The sequence below is a fragment of the Sphingosinicella sp. YJ22 genome, assembly GCF_011320075.1.
Taxonomy (GTDB): Bacteria; Pseudomonadota; Alphaproteobacteria; order Sphingomonadales; family Sphingomonadaceae; genus Allosphingosinicella.
The window spans coordinates 85,526-100,920 of sequence record NZ_JAANPA010000004.1 but is presented as its reverse complement, the minus strand read 5'-3'; the positions used below and the strand labels follow the sequence as shown (position 1 = coordinate 100,920).

Here is a 15,395-nt window from a genome sequence, read left to right as displayed (position 1 = left end):
CGCGGCGGCGGCCAGGGCCAGCTTCACGACGGCGGCCGGGTCAGGTCGACGACCATGATCCGATCGAGCCCCGATTCCGGCAGGTAGACGGCATCGCGGGTGCCGAGGATCTGGCGGACATTGGCGTTGGGGCCGCTGCCCGGATAGCTGGTCCACTGCTCGGTCGCCGGGTTGAAGGCGAGGGTGGCGTTGGCGGCGAAGTCGGTGATCCACACCTGGTCGCGCGGATCGACATAGACGGCATAGACGCGCGGCCGCTCGCCAGCGGGCCGCCAGCTGCGCCATTGCCGGGTGCGCGGATCGTAGCGGGTGAGCTGCCCGCCATTCCATTCCGAGATCCACAGGTCGCCGCGGCTGTCGGCCCAGACCCGACGAGCGCCCTGGTCGGCGGTCGGTAGCTCGATCACCGTCGCGGCTCCGGTCGCGCGGTCGACCTGGGCGAGGTGGCTGCCGGCGAGGCTGACATAATAAATCTCGCCGTCCGGAGTCGCGGCGATGCCATAGGGACCGCGGCCTTCCGGCGCGTTCCACACCCGCATCGCACCGGTGCGCGGATCGAGCCTGCCATAGACGCCGGTCTGGCCGGTGAACCAGATGACTCCGTCGCGGTCGAACGCGGCCGTGTTGAGATTGGCGTTGGGGAATTCGGCGGGCAGGCGCCAGGTCGTCACTTCGTCGGTCTGCGCATTGACCCGGACGACCGCGTTGAGGCCGCCGTCGGTGATCCAGGCATGGCCGTCCGGGCCCTGGATGACGCCGTGAGGCGCGGCGCCTTCGCCCAGCGGCACTTCGCGCACCGCGCCGGTGCGGGGATCGAGGATGCCGAGCGTGCCGCGGCGCTGCCCGGTATACCAGACGAGGCCGTTCGGTCCCGGCGCGACATCGTGCGGGCGGCTGCCCGGCGGCACGTCGAACACGCGGACGTTGGCCGGCAGGTCGGTGCGCGCCGGTGGGCGGGGCGCGGACTGCTGCGCGGGCGCCTGGGCGGGCTGGGCCTGGGCCGGGACGGTCAGAAAGGCGGCCAGGGCGGCTGTCACGGCGAAACGGCGCATCGCGATCCTCGTTTATCCGGGGCTGGACTGGCGATTGTAGCCTGGTGCGGCGGCGGCTCAAGGGGGCGGCCTACCGCTTGCCCGCTCACCCCGCCGCGCCTAAGTCAACCGAATGAGTTCGACGAACGATATCCGCCGCTCCTTTCTCGACCATTTCGGCCGCGAGGGGCACCAAATCGTGCCTTCGGCGCCGCTGGTGCCGCAAAACGACCCGACCCTGATGTTCGTCAACGCGGGCATGGTGCCGTTCAAGAACGTGTTCACCGGCCTCGAAACCCGGCCCTACACGACCGCGACGTCGAGCCAGAAGTGCGTTCGCGCCGGCGGCAAGCACAACGATCTCGACAATGTCGGCTACACCGCGCGCCACCACACATTCTTCGAGATGCTGGGGAATTTCTCCTTCGGCGACTATTTCAAGGAGCGCGCGATCAGCCTCGCCTGGGACCTGCTCACCAAGGAGTGGGGGCTTCCGGCCGACCGGCTGACCGCGACCGTCTATCACACCGACGACGATGCCTTCGAATTGTGGAAGAAGATCGCTGGGCTGCCCGAGAGCCGCATCATCCGCATCCCGACCAAGGACAATTTCTGGGCGATGGGCGACAACGGCCCGTGCGGGCCCTGCTCGGAGATCTTCTACGATCATGGCGAGCATATCCCCGGCGGCCCGCCCGGAAGCCCGGACGAGGACGGCGACCGCTTCGTCGAGATCTGGAACCTCGTGTTCATGCAATATGAGCAGGAGAACAACGAGATCGTCCGCGACCTGCCCAAGCCGTCGATCGACACCGGCATGGGCCTGGAGCGAATCGCCGCGGTGCTCCAGGGCGTCCACGACAATTACGACACGGACACGTTCAAGGCGCTGATCGCCGCGTCGTCGGAGCTGACGAAGAGCGACCCCGCCGGTCCCGGCAAGGCGAGCCACCGGGTCATCGCCGATCACCTGCGCGCGTCGGGCTTCCTCATCGCCGACGGAGTCCTGCCGGCCAATGAGGGCAGGGGATATGTCCTCCGCCGCATCATGCGCCGCGCCATGCGCCACGCCCACCTGCTCGGCGCCGCCGAGCCGCTGATGCACCGCCTCGTGCCGGAGCTCGTCTCGGAGATGGGCGGCGCCTTCCCCGAGCTGGTCCGCGCCCAGCCGCTGATCGTCGAAACCCTTCAGTCGGAAGAGACCCGCTTCCGCCAGACCCTCGCCAACGGCCTCAAGCTGCTCGACGAGGCCACGGGCGGCATGAACAAGGGCGACACCCTTCCCGGAGCGGTCGCGTTCAAGCTCTACGACACGTTCGGCTTCCCATACGACCTCACCGAGGACGCGCTTCGCGCCCAGGGCCTTGCCGTCGACCGCGCCGGCTTCGACTACGCGATGGCCGAGCAGAAGGCGCAGGCCCGCGCCGCCTGGAAGGGCTCGGGCGCCAAGGCCTCCGAGGACGTCTGGTTCGACATCGCCGAGGACCAGGGCTCGACCGAGTTCACCGGCTATGCCGGCACCGAGGGTGAGGGCGTGATCACCGCCATCGTCAAGGACGGCGCGCGCGTCGACACCGCGAACGCGGGCGATGACGTCATTCTGCTGACCAACCAGACGCCTTTCTACGGCGAGAGCGGCGGTCAGATGGGCGACGCCGGAAAGATCAGTGGAGACAATGGCTTCGAGGCGGATGTTGCAGACACGTCCAAGCCGCTCGGCCGCCTTCACGCGCATCAGGCGACGGTGAAGGCCGGCTCGGTCAAGGTCGGCGACGCGGTCAAGCTCGTCGTCGATGCTGAGCGCCGCAACCGCATCCGCGCCAACCATTCGGCGACCCACCTCGTCCATGCCGCTCTGCGCCACCGGCTCGGCGGTCACGTCACCCAGAAGGGCAGCCTCGTCGCGCCCGACCGTTTCCGCTTCGACTTCTCGCATCCGAAGGCGCTGAGCGCCGAGGATATCGAGGCGGTCGAGACCGAGGTGAACGCCCATATCCGCGAGAACCAGCAGGTCACGACGCGGCTGATGAGCCATGCCGACGCCATCGACGCCGGCGCCGTCGCCCTGTTCGGCGAGAAATATGGCGACGAGGTCCGCGTGCTCAGCATGGGTTCGGGCGACGAGGGCAATTACTCGGTCGAGTTGTGCGGCGGCACCCACGTCAACGCGCTGGGTGACATCCAGCTGTTCAAGATCGTCTCGGAAAGCGCGGTCAGCTCCGGCGTGCGCCGCATCGAGGCTCTGACCGGCGAGGCCGCGCGCCGTTGGCTGCTCGACCGCGACAACCGCCTGCGCGAAGCCGCCGCGACGCTCAAGGCCTCGCCCGACGAGGTCCCGGCCCGAGTCGCCGCGCTGATCGAGGAGCGCCGCCGGCTCGAGCGCGAGCTCGCCGAGGCCAAGAAAGCGCTCGCGATGGGTGGCGGCACTGCCAAGGAAGCCGCCGGTCCCGAGCAGGTCGCCGGCACCGCCTTCATCGGTCAGGTGCTGGACGGTATCGATCCCAAGCAGCTCCGCGGCCTGGTCGACGAAGCCAAGGGTCGCGTCGGCAGCGGCGTCGTCGCTCTCGTCGCGGTCAATGAAGGCCGAGCCAGCGTCGCCGCCGGAGTCACCGACGATCTGACGTCACGCTTCAACGCCGTCGACCTCGTCCGCGCTGCCGTCGCCGCATTGGGCGGCCAGGGCGGCGGCGGCCGCCCCGACATGGCCCAGGGCGGCGGCCCCGACGGCAGCAAGGGCGAAGAGGCCCTTGCCGCGGTTCGCGAGACGATCACGAAGGAAGCTGTGACGGCGTGAAGCCACGTATGCGGATTAAGTCCGCCTAGAGGCTCATCCGCCGGGTATATTCCTCATTCTCGCGGTGGAAAAAGGCTTCTGCCTGCTTCGCCTTGGCGGGATGTTTTCGGAACTCGTCGAGAACTCGCGCGAGGCGCTGGAGTTCGGCTCGGACCTGCGGCGCGGCGAGCGGTCCCCTTTGTGACGCAGGCTCCTCTCCGCTGAGAAAACGCGTCAGGCTGTCCAAGGAGATCGCCTCCTCCACTCCAGTGAAATGGACCGAGGAGAGGAGCCACTGGTCGCGCCTGTCGTAGATGTTGGCAATCGTTGCGATGTCGGTGACGGCCTCGCAATGGTCCGCCGCGAGGTCTCGAAGCTGCCGGGCACCACGGCCGGTAACCGCTTGCAAGACGTCATCCTCTCCATCGACGAGACGAACCAAACGCTTGGTCCACGGCCAGTGCATAAGGAGAGTCTAGATCATCGACCGAAAGAGACCTAGGCCCCAGCGCTCTTCAGAGAGGGCGGCTCCCAGCCGAAGATGCTTCGGCCGCCATAATCGTTCGAGCGCGCCCGCTCCTCGGCCATGAAGGCGTCGAGCGAGGGGCCGGTCGCGTGGCGCTCGAGCCGGCGCGCCTGTTCGTCGAGGCGGCGGATGGCGCCGAGCTTCTCGTCCTGGCCGAGCCTGGCCTGCTCGACCGCGGCCTTCAGGACGCCGATCGTCTTGTCATAGACCTTGGTCGGCACGGGGTAGGGATGGCGGTCCTTGCCGCCATGGGCGAGCGAATAGCGCGCCGGGTCGGAGAAGCGGCAGGGCGCCCCGTGGATCACCTCGGCGACCATGGCGAGCGACTTCACCGTGCGCGCGCCGACCCCGGGGACGAGCAGCAACTCCGGGAAGTCCTTCGGTCCCGCCTCGGCCGCCGCGGCGAGGGTGCCGTGCAGGCGGCGAAGGATGACGTCATCGGGCCTGACGTCATGATGATCGGGCAGATCGAGGTGCGGCAGCGCGCCCTGCGCCGGAGGCGGTGACGGCGGCCGAAGCAGCGCCATCTCCTTCGCCAGCCGATCCGGGCCGAGATCGGCCAGCAAATCGAGCTGGGCCTGGCGCGAGGCCGCGGCGCGGCGATCGGCCAGGTTGACGATCTCGCCCTGCCTCTGACCCTCGATCGCCGCGTGGGGCGCGTCGACGAAGCTGGTCAGCCCCTCCGACAGCCAGTGGTAGCGCCGCGCCTTGCGGCTGTCGCCGTTCATGCCCTGCTGGACCACCGTCCAGGCGCCGTCGTCGGTGACGATGAAGCCGTGGAGATAGAGGTCGAAGCCGTCCTGCACCGCGGCGCTGTCGACCTTGGCGACAAGCCGGCTCGCCCGCGCCAGCTCCAGCCCGTCGAAGCCGGCGCGGTCGCCGGCCGCGGTCAGCTCCGCCGGGGTCGCGCGTGAATGCTTGCCGCGCCCGCCGCAGACCTGGATCCCGAGCTCGCCGGCGCGCGGGTTGAGGCCGCGCTTGAGCGACCCGATCACGCTGGTGGTGATCCCGGACGAATGCCAGTCCATCCCCATCACCGCTCCGAACGACTGGAACCAGAAGGGGTGGGCGAGGCGGCGCAGAAGCTCGTCGCGGCCATATTCGAGGATGATCGCCTCGGCGATGACGGTGCCGAGCCGCGTCATGCGCTCGCCGAGCCAAGCGGGCACGCGCCCGCCGTGCAGCGGCAGATCGGCGCTGCCCGCCCGCCTAGCCATGTCGCGCCTGGAACATAGGAGGAACGATAGCAGGCCCGTACTTCCTCGTCACCCCCCGGCTCGATCCGGGTCCATCCTCTCTGGGCCAGCTGGAAAAACCCAGGTGGAAGCCGGATCAGGTCCGGCATGACGAAGGGGAGGGCGGCTAGGCCGACTTTTCCTGAACGGCGTCGCGAAGTCGGTGGCGCCGCAGCGTCGGTTCGTGGTCCATCTCGCCCATCTCCATGATCTGCTGGCGCATCTCGGCGCGCTTCTCATGGATCGAGGCGATGACCGGGCCCATCGCCATGCCGATGTCGACCAGCACCGCCTCGGACAGCTGCAGCGAGCTCTCCAGCGTCTCCGGGACCGCATCGGTGGCGCCGGCGCGATAGAGCTCGGCGGCGTGGGCGGCGTCGCGGGCGCGCGCCACGATGGTGAGGTCCGGCACCCAGGCGCGGGCGCGCTTGACCAGCCGAATCGACAGCACCGGATCGTCCATGGTGAGGATGAGCGCGCTGGCATGGCCGAGATTGAGCCGGTCGATGAACTCGCTGCGCGTGGCGTCCCCGAAGATGACCGGATAGCCTTCCTTCAGCGCCTGGGTGACGTTGTCGATGTCGGAATCGATCGCGACATAGGGCCGGTCGTGAACCGCCAGCATGTCGGCGACGAGGCGGCCGACGCGGCCGAAACCGATGATCACCGCGCGCGGCTGTTCGCGGCTCGGCACGTGCTTGCCGCCGTCGCTCTCCTCGGCGCGGTTGGCCCGGCGAGCGAGGTCGCGCCCGACCCGCGCCAGCAGCGGCGTCAGTGTGAGGCCGAGTGCGGTCACGATCTGCCAGAAGGACGCGACGTCGGCGGCGATCAGCCCTGCGGTCGCCGCCGCGCCGAGCACGATCAAAGTCGTCTCCGACGGCGACGCCATAAGCACCGCCGCTTCCGCGGCGACGCCCTTGGAGGTGCCCGAGATGCGCAGCAAGGTGCCGGTTACCATCGTCTTGACCAGCATCACGCCGATCAGGGCGATCAGAAGCAATTCCCAGCGCGCCGCGATCTGCATGATATCGAGGCTCATGCCGACGGTGATCAGGAACACGCCGAGGCCGAGGCCGCGGAACGGCGCGGTCATCACCTCGACCTCGCCATGATATTCGGTCTCGGCGATCAGGATGCCGGCGAGCAGCGCTCCGGCATAAGGCGACAGGCCGACGGCGGCCGTCATCAGGCTGGCGACGATGGCGACGACCAGGCTGGCCGCCAGGAACAGCTCCGGGCTCTTGGCCCGCGCCGCCTGAGCGAACAGCCGGGGCAGGAGCCAGCGCCCGATCACCAGGATGCCGACGATGACCAGCGCGCCCTTCCAGACGATGTTGAGAAGCTGGCTGACGTCGCTCCCCGACCCGTAGGGTCCGAGGAAGCCCAGCGCGAAGATGATCGGGACGAGCGCCAGGTCCTCGAACAGCAGCATGGCGAGGGCAGACCGCCCGACCGCGCTCGACGTGCCGACCAGCGGCAGCACCACCGCGGTCGACGACATGGCCAGCGCGAGGCCCAGCGCGACCGCGCCGGTCCAGGCATAGCCGACGACGAACAGGGCGCCGCCGATCAGCACGGCCGAGCCGATCAGCTCGGTAGCGCCGACCCCGAACACAAGCCGCCGCATCGTCCACAGTCTCAGGAAGGACAGCTCGAGCCCGATCGAGAACAGCAGCAGGATGATGCCGAACTCGGCGAACGGAGCGATCGCCTCGGAATTGGTGATGGTGACGTAGTTGAGCCACGGCAGCTGGCCCGCCATCGCCCCGAGGCCCGCCGGGCCGACCAGCGCGCCGACCAGGATGAAGCCGATGACCGGGCTGACCCGGAAGCGCGCGAAGGCGGGAATGACGATGCCCGCCGCGCCGAGAATGACGAGGGCGTCGCTGAGACCTGAAGTCCCGAAACCATGCGTGATGTCGGCTGCCATGGGGCTTTCTTGCAGGATGAAAGCGGCTTGTCAGCAGGCGCTTGCATCGGCGCCGTAACGAGCGCCTTAATCGGGCATGGCGGATCGGCGAACCGACCTGATCATCGTCGGTGGCGGCCCGTCCGGGATGATGGCCGGCCTGCTCTTCGCCCGGGCCGGTGTCCGCACGCTCGTGCTCGAAAAGCACGGCGACTTCCTGCGCGATTTCCGCGGCGACACCGTCCACCCGTCGACGATGGAGATACTAAGCGAGCTCGGACTGCTTGAGAGCTTCCTGGAGCGGCCGCACAACCGCCTTTACGAGGCGCGCGGGACCATCGCCGGCAAGGAATTTCGGCTCGGCGACCTGAGTCATCTCCGCACCCCGGCGCCGTTCATCGCGATGATGCCCCAGTGGGATTTTCTCGATTTCCTGCGCGATGAGGCGGAGCGCTACCCGACCTTCGCTCTCGAGATGAAAGCGCCGATCGCTTCGTTCGTTGAACAAGGGGATCGAGTCACGGGCGTCCGCCTCGCCGACGGCCGAGAGCTGGACGCTACGCTGACGATCGCGGCGGACGGCCGGTCGTCGCTGGCCAGGGAGATGCTCCCGCTGAAGAATCTCGGCGCGCCGATGGACGTCTTCTGGTTTCGAGTGCCGAAGCCGCCCGGCACCGAATTCACTCTGCGCGGAATCGTCGCGCCCCGCACCCTAATGGCGCTGATCGACCGCGGTGATTATTGGCAAGTCGCCTATATCTTCGCGAAGGGCATGGGCGCCGAGCTGCGTGCCGGCGGCATCGAGGCGCTGCGGGCGCGGATCGAGAAGGCCGCGCCGATCCTCGGGCCGCTCGACAAGGTTCTGACCGATATCGAGCAGATGCATTTGCTCACCGTGGAGCTCGATCGGCTCGAGCGGTGGCATCGGCCGGGCCTGCTCGCCATCGGTGATGCGGCGCACGCCATGTCGCCAGCGGGCGGCGTCGGAATCAACCTCGCCATCCAGGATGCGGTGGCGGCGGCGAACATCCTCGCTGGGCCGTTCGCTGCCGGAAAGGATGTCGATCCACTGCTCCGGAGGGTGCAGGACCGCCGCTTTTTACCGACGCGGCTCATTCAGGGAGCGCAGAAACGCGCTCAGGACGCGGTCATCGGTCCAGTGCTCGATCCAGCGACGAGGACTCTGCGCGTTCCGCTCGCGGTCAGGCTGCTCGATCGCTTCGCGCTGCTGCGGCGGATCCCGGGCCGGTTCATCGGCCTCGGGGTCCGCCGCGAGCACGTCCGCTCGCCCGACGCTGGGCTCAGGCGGGCTGGGCTTCCCGCGCCATCGCCGTCTCCAGGTTGACCCGGATCGCCTCGAAGAACTGCTCGGTGGTCATCCAGCTCTGCTCGGGGCCGATCAGGATGGCGAGGTCCTTGGTCATCTTGCCCGATTCGACGGTCTCGATGCAGACGCGCTCCAGGGTCTCGGCGAAGCGCGTGACCTCCGGCGTGCCGTCGAGCTTGCCCCGGAACTTGAGGCCGCCGGTCCAGGCGAAGATCGAAGCAATCGGGTTGGTCGAGGTCGCTTTGCCCTGCTGGTGCATGCGATAATGGCGGGTGACGGTGCCATGCGCCGCCTCGGCCTCGACGGTCTTGCCGTCCGGGGTCATCAGGATCGAGGTCATCAGGCCCAATGAGCCGAAGCCCTGCGCGACCTGGTCCGACTGGACGTCGCCGTCATAATTTTTGCAGGCCCACACGAACTTGCCGCTCCACTTGAGCGCGCTCGCCACCATGTCGTCGATCAGGCGGTGCTCGTAGACGATCTTCGCCTCGCCGAACTTCTCCTTGAAGCCTTCGGTGTCGAACACTTCCTGGAACAGGTCCTTGAAGCGGCCGTCATAGGCCTTGAGGATGGTGTTTTTGGTCGACAGGTAAAGCGGCCAGCCGCGGCCGAGCGCATAGTTCATGCTCGAGCGGGCGAAGTCGCGGATCGAATCGTCGAGATTGTACATGCCCATCGCGACGCCGGCCGAAGGGAACTCGAACACCTCGTGCTCGATCTCCTGGCCGTCCTCGCCGACGAACTTCATGGTGAGCTTGCCCGGGCCGGGCACCTTGAAATCGGTCGCGCGATACTGGTCGCCATAAGCGTGACGGCCGACGACGATCGGATCGGTCCAGCCGGGGATGATGCGCGGCACGTTGGAAATGACGATCGGCTCGCGGAAGATCGTGCCGCCCAGGATGTTGCGGATCGTGCCGTTGGGCGACTTCCACATCTTCTTGAGGCCGAACTCCTCGACGCGCTGCTCGTCCGGAGTGATCGTGGCGCACTTCACACCGACGCCGTGCTGCTTGATCGCATTGGCAGCGTCGATGGTGATCCGGTCGTTGGTCTCGTCGCGCTTCTCGATGCCGAGATCGAAGTAAAGCAGGTCGACGTCGAGATAGGGCAGGATCAGGCGCTCGCGAATCCACTGCCAGATGATCCGGGTCATCTCGTCCCCGTCGAGCTCGACGATCGGATTCTTCACTTTGATCTTGGCCATGTGCTCGCTTCCCCGAAATAGAAATCTGGCGCGCGTCTACGGTGACGCCTCGCGCCGATCAACCGCTGCGGCGGATCAGTCTTTCCACGCCCAGTAGAGCTGCGCGGGCGGCACATTCCACCATTCCATCGCATGTTCGATGCGCTTGAACTGCGGCGTGAGGAACTGCTTCACCTTGGGCGAATATTGATAGACCAGGAAGGCGCCGCCCGGCCGCAAGATGCGGTGGGTGGCGGCGGCGATGGCCGGGCCGATGCCCTTGGGGAGGGTCGAGAAGGGCAGTCCCGAGGTGATGTAGTCGGCCTTGTCATGCCCGTTCTCGCGGACGATCCGTTCGACGTCCGCGGCCGAGCCCAGCACCGCGACGAAACGGGGATCGTCGATGGTCTGCTTGAGATAGTCGATGAAATCCGGATTGGTGTCGATCGCGATCAGCATCCCGTCGGCGGGGAGCTTCTCCAGGATGGGCCGGCAGAAGGTGCCGACGCCGGGGCCATATTCGACGAACAATTTGCAATTGGCCCAGTCGCAGCGGCTGATCATGTGCTCGACGAGGCGGCGAGTCGAATAAGCGACGGCGCCGACCATGACCGGCCGCTTGATGAATCCGCGGATGAACATGCCCCAGGGCGACGGCGGACGAGCATTGCGGCGGCGCTCGCCGGTTGAGGGGTGAGCCATTGTGGTTCCCGTTTCAGAATCGTGGTTTTGCCGGCGCCTCCTGCTCGTCAATTCGCGCCGATTCAAGCATATGCTGTACGAGACGCCGTTCCCGGGGGCTGGGAATGGGACGCCGGGGCCGCTAGAGGCGCGCCATGCCATCGCTCGACAAGCCGCCCATCGTCACCACGAACGTGAAGTGGCGGTTCCCCGCCATCCACCGCGAATCCTACAAATTCATCGCGATCGTGGCGGTGCTCGCCCTGGTCACGCTGTTCTTCACGCCGCTTTTCATATGGCCGCTCATCGGCTGGCCGTTCCTGCTCCTGGCGCTGGCGATCGCGTCCTTTTTCCGCGATCCGATCCGGGTTACTCCGCAAGGGGAGGGGCTGGTCGTCGCTCCGGCGGACGGTCTTATCACGATGATGGAGCGGGTGCCGCTGCCGCCGCAGCTGCGCGGCGCCGAGGCGCTCGGCGAAGGCACCTTGGTGCGAATCTCGATTTTCATGAGCGTGTTCGACGTGCACATCAACCGCGCCGCCGTCGCCGGCGTTGTGCGCCACGTCAGCTATGTGCCGGGTAAGTTCCTCAACGCCGACCTCGACAAGGCCAGTGAAGAGAATGAGCGCAATTATATCGTGTTCGAGCAGGCCGACGGCCTCCGCGTCGGAATCATCCAGATCGCCGGCCTCGTCGCGCGCCGAATCGTGCCATTCGTCAAGCCGGGCGACCGGGTTGTGGCGGGCGAGCGAATCGGGCTGATCCGGTTCGGCAGCCGGGTCGACGTGTTCGTCCCGGAAAGCCATGCCCCGCGCGTCGCGCTCGGCCAGCGCACGGTCGCGGGAGAGACGGTGCTCGCCGCCCCCGGCGAAGGCGCGGTGTCGGGAATCGCGCAGTGAAACGGCCGAGACGCCGGCGGGGCGGCATTCCGCTCCGAGCGATCCTGCCCAATCTGGTGACGGCGCTCGGCCTCTGCTCGGGCCTCACCGCGATTCGCGCGGCGCTGCTCGGGGAATGGGAGGCGGCGGTCTTGCTGGTGCTGGTCGCCGCCGTGCTCGACGGAATCGACGGCGGCATCGCTCGGCTGGTGCGCGGCGAGACCCGATTCGGCGCCGAGCTCGACAGCCTTGCCGACGCCATCTCCTTCGGCGTCGCGCCGGCGCTCATCCTCTACACCTGGTCGCTGAACGGGATCGGCCGGTTCGGCTGGCTGGTCGCCTTGCTGCTCGCCTTGTTCTGCGCGCTTCGTCTCGCCCGCTTCAACGCCGGCATCGACCGCACCGACCCGCCGCATCGCCCGCATGGCTATCTGACCGGCGTGCCGGCGCCGGCCGGCGCGCTGCTGGCCCTGCTGCCGCTCTATCTGTGGTTCTGGAGCGGGCTGCCCGAGCTGCGTATGCCGGCCCTGGTGGCCGGCTGGACCACCATCGTCGCGCTGCTGCTGGTCTCCAGCCTCGCGACCTTCCGCCCGCAATTCCGCCTGCGCCAGCGAATCCGCTTCGAAGCGGTGGTGGTCATGGTCGCGCTGGCTGCGGCGCTGGTGGCGGTGCCGTGGACGACCCTGGCGCTGCTCGCGATCGGCTATCTCGTCAGCATTCCGCTCAGCGTGCGCAGCTATCTGCGCCTCCGCGCACGGCTGGCCGCGACCGGCGGGATCGGCATCGCGTCGGCCCCCGAGAGCGAGGACCCCGAACCGCCCGCCGCGCAGGACACCTTGTTGTAAGCGGGCAGAACCCTTCCTAAGGTCCGCCCATGCCGTCGCTCGACAAGCCGGATCCGCCGCCCCCCGCGAGCGTCCAATGGCGGATCCCACCGGTCCATCCCGAAGGGCGTCGGTTCCTGGTCGCCGCCGCCGCGCTCGCTCTGTTCTGCTGGTGGGTGATCGACTGGGACACGCTGGGCTGGTTCGTGGCTTTCTTCGGCCTCGGCATCGCCGCCTTCTTCCGCGACCCGGTCCGCACCACGCCTCTGCGCAAGGGCGCGATCGTCGCTCCAGCCGACGGCACGGTGACCATGATCGCGACCGTGGTGCCGCCGAGCGAGCTGCTCGACGACGGCGCGCTGGCGCCCGAGCCGGTGGTGCGAATCTCGATCTATATGAGCCTGTTCGATGCCCACATCCTCCGCTCGCCGATCGAAGGGATGGTGAAGAGCCTCGTCTATGTCCCCGGAAAGACGATCAATCCCGAGCTCGACAAGGGCAGCGAGGACAATGAGCGCCAGCATATGCTGGTCGAGGGGGTGGACGGCACACGCGTCGCCTTCACCCAGATCGCCGGGCTGATCGGCCGCCGAATCGTCTGCTGGGTCAAGGAGGGCGAGAAGGTCGTCGCTGGCCAGCGCGTCGGAATCATCCGCTTCGGCAGCCGCACCGACGTCTATCTGCCGGCCGCCACCGGCAGCCAGGTACTGCTCGGTCAGCGCACCATCGCGGGGGAGACGATCCTCGCCAGGACCGGCGTCTCGGAGCTGATCGAGGGCATCGCGCAGTAACTGACCCGACGGACGATCGCCTGAAGGTGGGGCGCCGGCCGTCGCTGCTGCCAGGGCAGGCTGGCGAGAATGAGCGCCCGATGCTCGTCGACCACCGACCAGAGCAAGGCGACGCATGCCCCCAGCACGCCTGCGAAGAACAGGATCGCCAACAGATGCATCACAGCCTATCCCCAAATTTGTCCACAGCCTGAAACAGTTCAGCCGCGTCTTTGCTCCATCATGGTTGATTCGGCCGGGCGACGCGGCTGCGACTGGGACGACCTGCGGCGCGATCAAGGCGTTGATTTTCCCCGGCGCTGCGACTAAGTGCGCGCCCATCCCACATGCGGAGCCACCATACCGGTGCCCTGGATACGTCCGGGGTGACAGGCACCGCAGAGGCAGAACCGGAAGGAGACTACCTATGGCGTCCACCGACGTCACGATGCAGCAATTGCTCGAGGCTGGCGCGCATTTCGGCCACCAGACCCACCGCTGGAACCCGAAGATGAAGCCTTACATCTTCGGCGATCGCAACGGCGTCCACATCATCGACCTGTCGCAGACCGTCGGCCTGTTCGCCCGCGCTCTCGACTTCGTCCGCTCGAGCGTCGGCGCCGGCGGCAAGGTGCTGTTCGTCGGCACCAAGCGCCAGGCCCAGGACCCGATCGCCGAGGCGGCCCGCCGCTGCGGCCAGCATTATGTCAACCACCGCTGGCTCGGCGGCATGCTGACCAACTGGAAGACCATCTCGGGCTCGATCAAGCGCTTCAAGGCGCTCGAGGAGCAGCTCGCCGGCGACACCGCGGGCCTGACCAAGAAGGAAGTCCTCCAGCTCACCCGCGAGCGCGACAAGCTCGAGCTGTCGCTCGGCGGCATCCGCGACATGGGCGGCCTTCCCGACGTGATCTTCGTGATCGACGCCAACAAGGAAGAGCTGGCGATCAAGGAAGCCAACGTGCTCGGCATCCCGGTCGTTGCCATCCTCGACACCAATGTCAGCCCGAACGGCATCGCCTTCCCGGTCCCCGGCAATGACGACGCCAGCCGCGCCATCCGCCTCTACACCGACGCGGTCGCCGACGCGGTGCTCGCCGGCAAGCAGGGCGGCGCCGCCGCCCGCGGCCAGGACGTCGGCGCGATGGACGAGCCGCCGGCCGAAGCCGCGCTAGCCGACGCCTAAACACCTGACTTCCCCTCCCGCTTGCGGGAGGGGATCGAGGGGAGGGGCTGTTTCGACAATCCCTCCTCCAGCCCCTCCCGCAAGCGGGAGGGGAGGATCATGCAAAGAGGATATGAGACATGGCTGAAGTGACCGCCGCGACCGTCAAGGAACTGCGCGAGCGCACCGGCGCGGGCATGATGGACTGCAAGAAGGCGCTCGCCGAGACCAATGGCGACATGGAAGCCGCGGTCGACTGGCTGCGCGCCAAGGGTCTTGCCGCCGCCGCCAAGAAGTCGGGCCGGGTCGCCGCCGAGGGTCTGATCGGGGTCGCCGTCGAGGGCAATCGCGGCGCCGTCGTCGAGGTCAATTCCGAGACCGACTTCGTCGCCAAGAACGACCAGTTCCAGGACTTCGTCCGTACCGTCGCGAGCCTTGCGCTGCAGGGCGCCGACGACGCCGCGAGCCTGCTCGCCGCCGCCTATCCGGGCGGCGGGACGGTCGAGGAGAAGCTGACCAGCAACATCGCCACCATCGGCGAGAACCAGTCGGTGCGCCGCACCGCGGTGCTCCAGGTCGGCCAGGGCCGGGTCGTGCCTTACGTGCACAACGCCGCCGCTCCGGGCCTCGGCAAGATCGGCGTTCTCGTCGCGCTCGAAAGCTCGGCCGACCAGGCCGAGCTCGAGACGCTCGGCAAGCAGCTCGCCATGCACATCGCCGCGGCCAACCCGCTGGCGCTGCGCGGCGAGGATCTCGACCCGGCCCTGGTCGAGCGCGAGCGCGCCATCGCCACCGAGAAGGCCAACGAGTCCGGCAAGCCCGCCGACATCGTCGCCAAGATGGTCGAGGGCGGCATCGCCAAGTTCCGCAAGGAGAATGCGCTCCTGTCGCAGCTCTTCGTGATGGACAACAAGACCAAGGTCGAGGACGTGATCGCCGCCAAGGGCAAGGAGCTTGGCGCTCCGGTCACGCTCAACGCCTATATCCGCTTCCAGCTCGGCGAGGGCATCGAGAAGCAGGAGAGCGACTTCGCCGCCGAAGTCGCCGCCGCGTCCGGCGTGGCCCAGAAGGCCGAGCCGGTCGCCTGAAC

At 67.8% G+C, this 15,395-nt stretch carries 14 protein-coding genes; 7 read left to right on the top strand and 7 right to left on the bottom strand.

All coding sequences use genetic code 11. The features are described 5' to 3' along the window. Positions 1 to 23: 23 nt before the first annotated feature. Positions 24 to 1,052: a lyase gene (locus tag G7B71_RS03015; RefSeq protein WP_243406072.1), complete on the bottom strand. Its 1,029-nt coding sequence runs from the start codon at positions 1,050 to 1,052 to the stop codon at positions 24 to 26. Positions 1,053 to 1,164: 112 nt separating this feature from the next. Here G7B71_RS03015 and alaS point away from each other — a divergent pair, with 112 nt between their 5' ends. Beyond that, positions 1,165 to 3,825: an alanine--tRNA ligase gene (gene alaS / locus G7B71_RS03010; RefSeq protein ID WP_166037733.1), complete on the top strand. Its 2,661-nt coding sequence runs from the start codon at positions 1,165 to 1,167 to the stop codon at positions 3,823 to 3,825. A 25-nt stretch (positions 3,826 to 3,850) separates the two neighbouring features. Here the strand turns inward: alaS and G7B71_RS03005 are convergent, their stop codons facing one another. The 3 genes from G7B71_RS03005 to G7B71_RS02995 form a co-directional block, all read right to left on the bottom strand. After that, positions 3,851 to 4,270 carry a hypothetical protein gene (locus G7B71_RS03005; RefSeq protein WP_166037731.1) on the bottom strand — a complete coding sequence of 140 codons (420 nt, stop codon included), beginning with the start codon at positions 4,268 to 4,270 and terminating at the stop codon, positions 3,851 to 3,853. 32 nt (positions 4,271 to 4,302) lie between these two features. Then, a complete protein-coding gene (locus G7B71_RS03000; protein ID WP_166037729.1) occupies positions 4,303 to 5,547 on the bottom strand; it encodes a DUF763 domain-containing protein in 1,245 nt (414 codons plus the stop codon). Between the two features lie 145 nt (positions 5,548 to 5,692). Beyond that, a complete protein-coding gene (locus tag G7B71_RS02995) occupies positions 5,693 to 7,495 on the bottom strand; it encodes a cation:proton antiporter (protein ID WP_166037727.1) in 1,803 nt (600 codons plus the stop codon). A gap of 76 nt (positions 7,496 to 7,571) precedes the next feature. Here G7B71_RS02995 and G7B71_RS02990 point away from each other — a divergent pair, with 76 nt between their 5' ends. Next, on the top strand, positions 7,572 to 8,819 hold the full coding sequence (locus G7B71_RS02990; RefSeq protein WP_166037725.1) for an FAD-dependent oxidoreductase: 1,248 nt from the start codon (positions 7,572 to 7,574) through the stop codon (positions 8,817 to 8,819). Here the strand turns inward: G7B71_RS02990 and G7B71_RS02985 are convergent. Both G7B71_RS02985 and G7B71_RS02980 read right to left on the bottom strand, forming a co-directional pair. Continuing rightward, on the bottom strand, positions 8,776 to 10,008 hold the full coding sequence (locus tag G7B71_RS02985; RefSeq protein WP_166037723.1) for an NADP-dependent isocitrate dehydrogenase: 1,233 nt from the start codon (positions 10,006 to 10,008) through the stop codon (positions 8,776 to 8,778). The genes G7B71_RS02990 and G7B71_RS02985 overlap by 44 nt on opposite strands. A 75-nt stretch (positions 10,009 to 10,083) precedes the next feature. Continuing rightward, positions 10,084 to 10,689: a methyltransferase domain-containing protein gene (locus G7B71_RS02980; protein ID WP_166037721.1), complete on the bottom strand. Its 606-nt coding sequence runs from the start codon at positions 10,687 to 10,689 to the stop codon at positions 10,084 to 10,086. A 134-nt stretch (positions 10,690 to 10,823) separates the two neighbouring features. Between G7B71_RS02980 and G7B71_RS02975 the strand changes: the two genes are divergently transcribed. The 3 genes from G7B71_RS02975 to G7B71_RS02965 are packed head-to-tail and all read left to right on the top strand — an operon-like array spanning position 10,824 to position 13,161. Further along, the gene (locus G7B71_RS02975) at positions 10,824 to 11,567 is read left to right on the top strand and encodes a phosphatidylserine decarboxylase (RefSeq protein WP_166037719.1); all 744 of its coding nucleotides are present in this window, start codon (positions 10,824 to 10,826) and stop codon (positions 11,565 to 11,567) included. Next, positions 11,564 to 12,391 carry a CDP-alcohol phosphatidyltransferase family protein gene (locus tag G7B71_RS02970; protein ID WP_166037717.1) on the top strand — a complete coding sequence of 276 codons (828 nt, stop codon included), beginning with the start codon at positions 11,564 to 11,566 and terminating at the stop codon, positions 12,389 to 12,391. The genes G7B71_RS02975 and G7B71_RS02970 overlap by 4 nt, the downstream gene beginning before the upstream one ends. Before the next feature lie 29 nt (positions 12,392 to 12,420). After that, the gene (locus G7B71_RS02965) at positions 12,421 to 13,161 is read left to right on the top strand and encodes a phosphatidylserine decarboxylase (RefSeq protein ID WP_166037715.1); all 741 of its coding nucleotides are present in this window, start codon (positions 12,421 to 12,423) and stop codon (positions 13,159 to 13,161) included. Here G7B71_RS02965 and G7B71_RS02960 read toward each other — a convergent pair. Continuing rightward, positions 13,086 to 13,325 (bottom strand): hypothetical protein, encoded by a 240-nt coding sequence (locus tag G7B71_RS02960; RefSeq protein ID WP_166037713.1) that lies wholly within the window; start codon positions 13,323 to 13,325, stop codon positions 13,086 to 13,088. The genes G7B71_RS02965 and G7B71_RS02960 overlap by 76 nt on opposite strands. Before the next feature lie 242 nt (positions 13,326 to 13,567). On the opposite strand from G7B71_RS02960, the gene rpsB reads away from it, so the two are divergent. Both rpsB and tsf read left to right on the top strand, forming a co-directional pair. Continuing rightward, positions 13,568 to 14,326, top strand: coding sequence for a 30S ribosomal protein S2 (gene rpsB, locus G7B71_RS02955; RefSeq protein WP_166037712.1), 759 nt, complete (start codon positions 13,568 to 13,570; stop codon positions 14,324 to 14,326). 119 nt (positions 14,327 to 14,445) lie between these two features. Further along, a complete protein-coding gene (gene tsf / locus G7B71_RS02950) occupies positions 14,446 to 15,393 on the top strand; it encodes a translation elongation factor Ts (protein WP_166037710.1) in 948 nt (315 codons plus the stop codon). Positions 15,394 to 15,395: the final 2 nt, after the last annotated feature.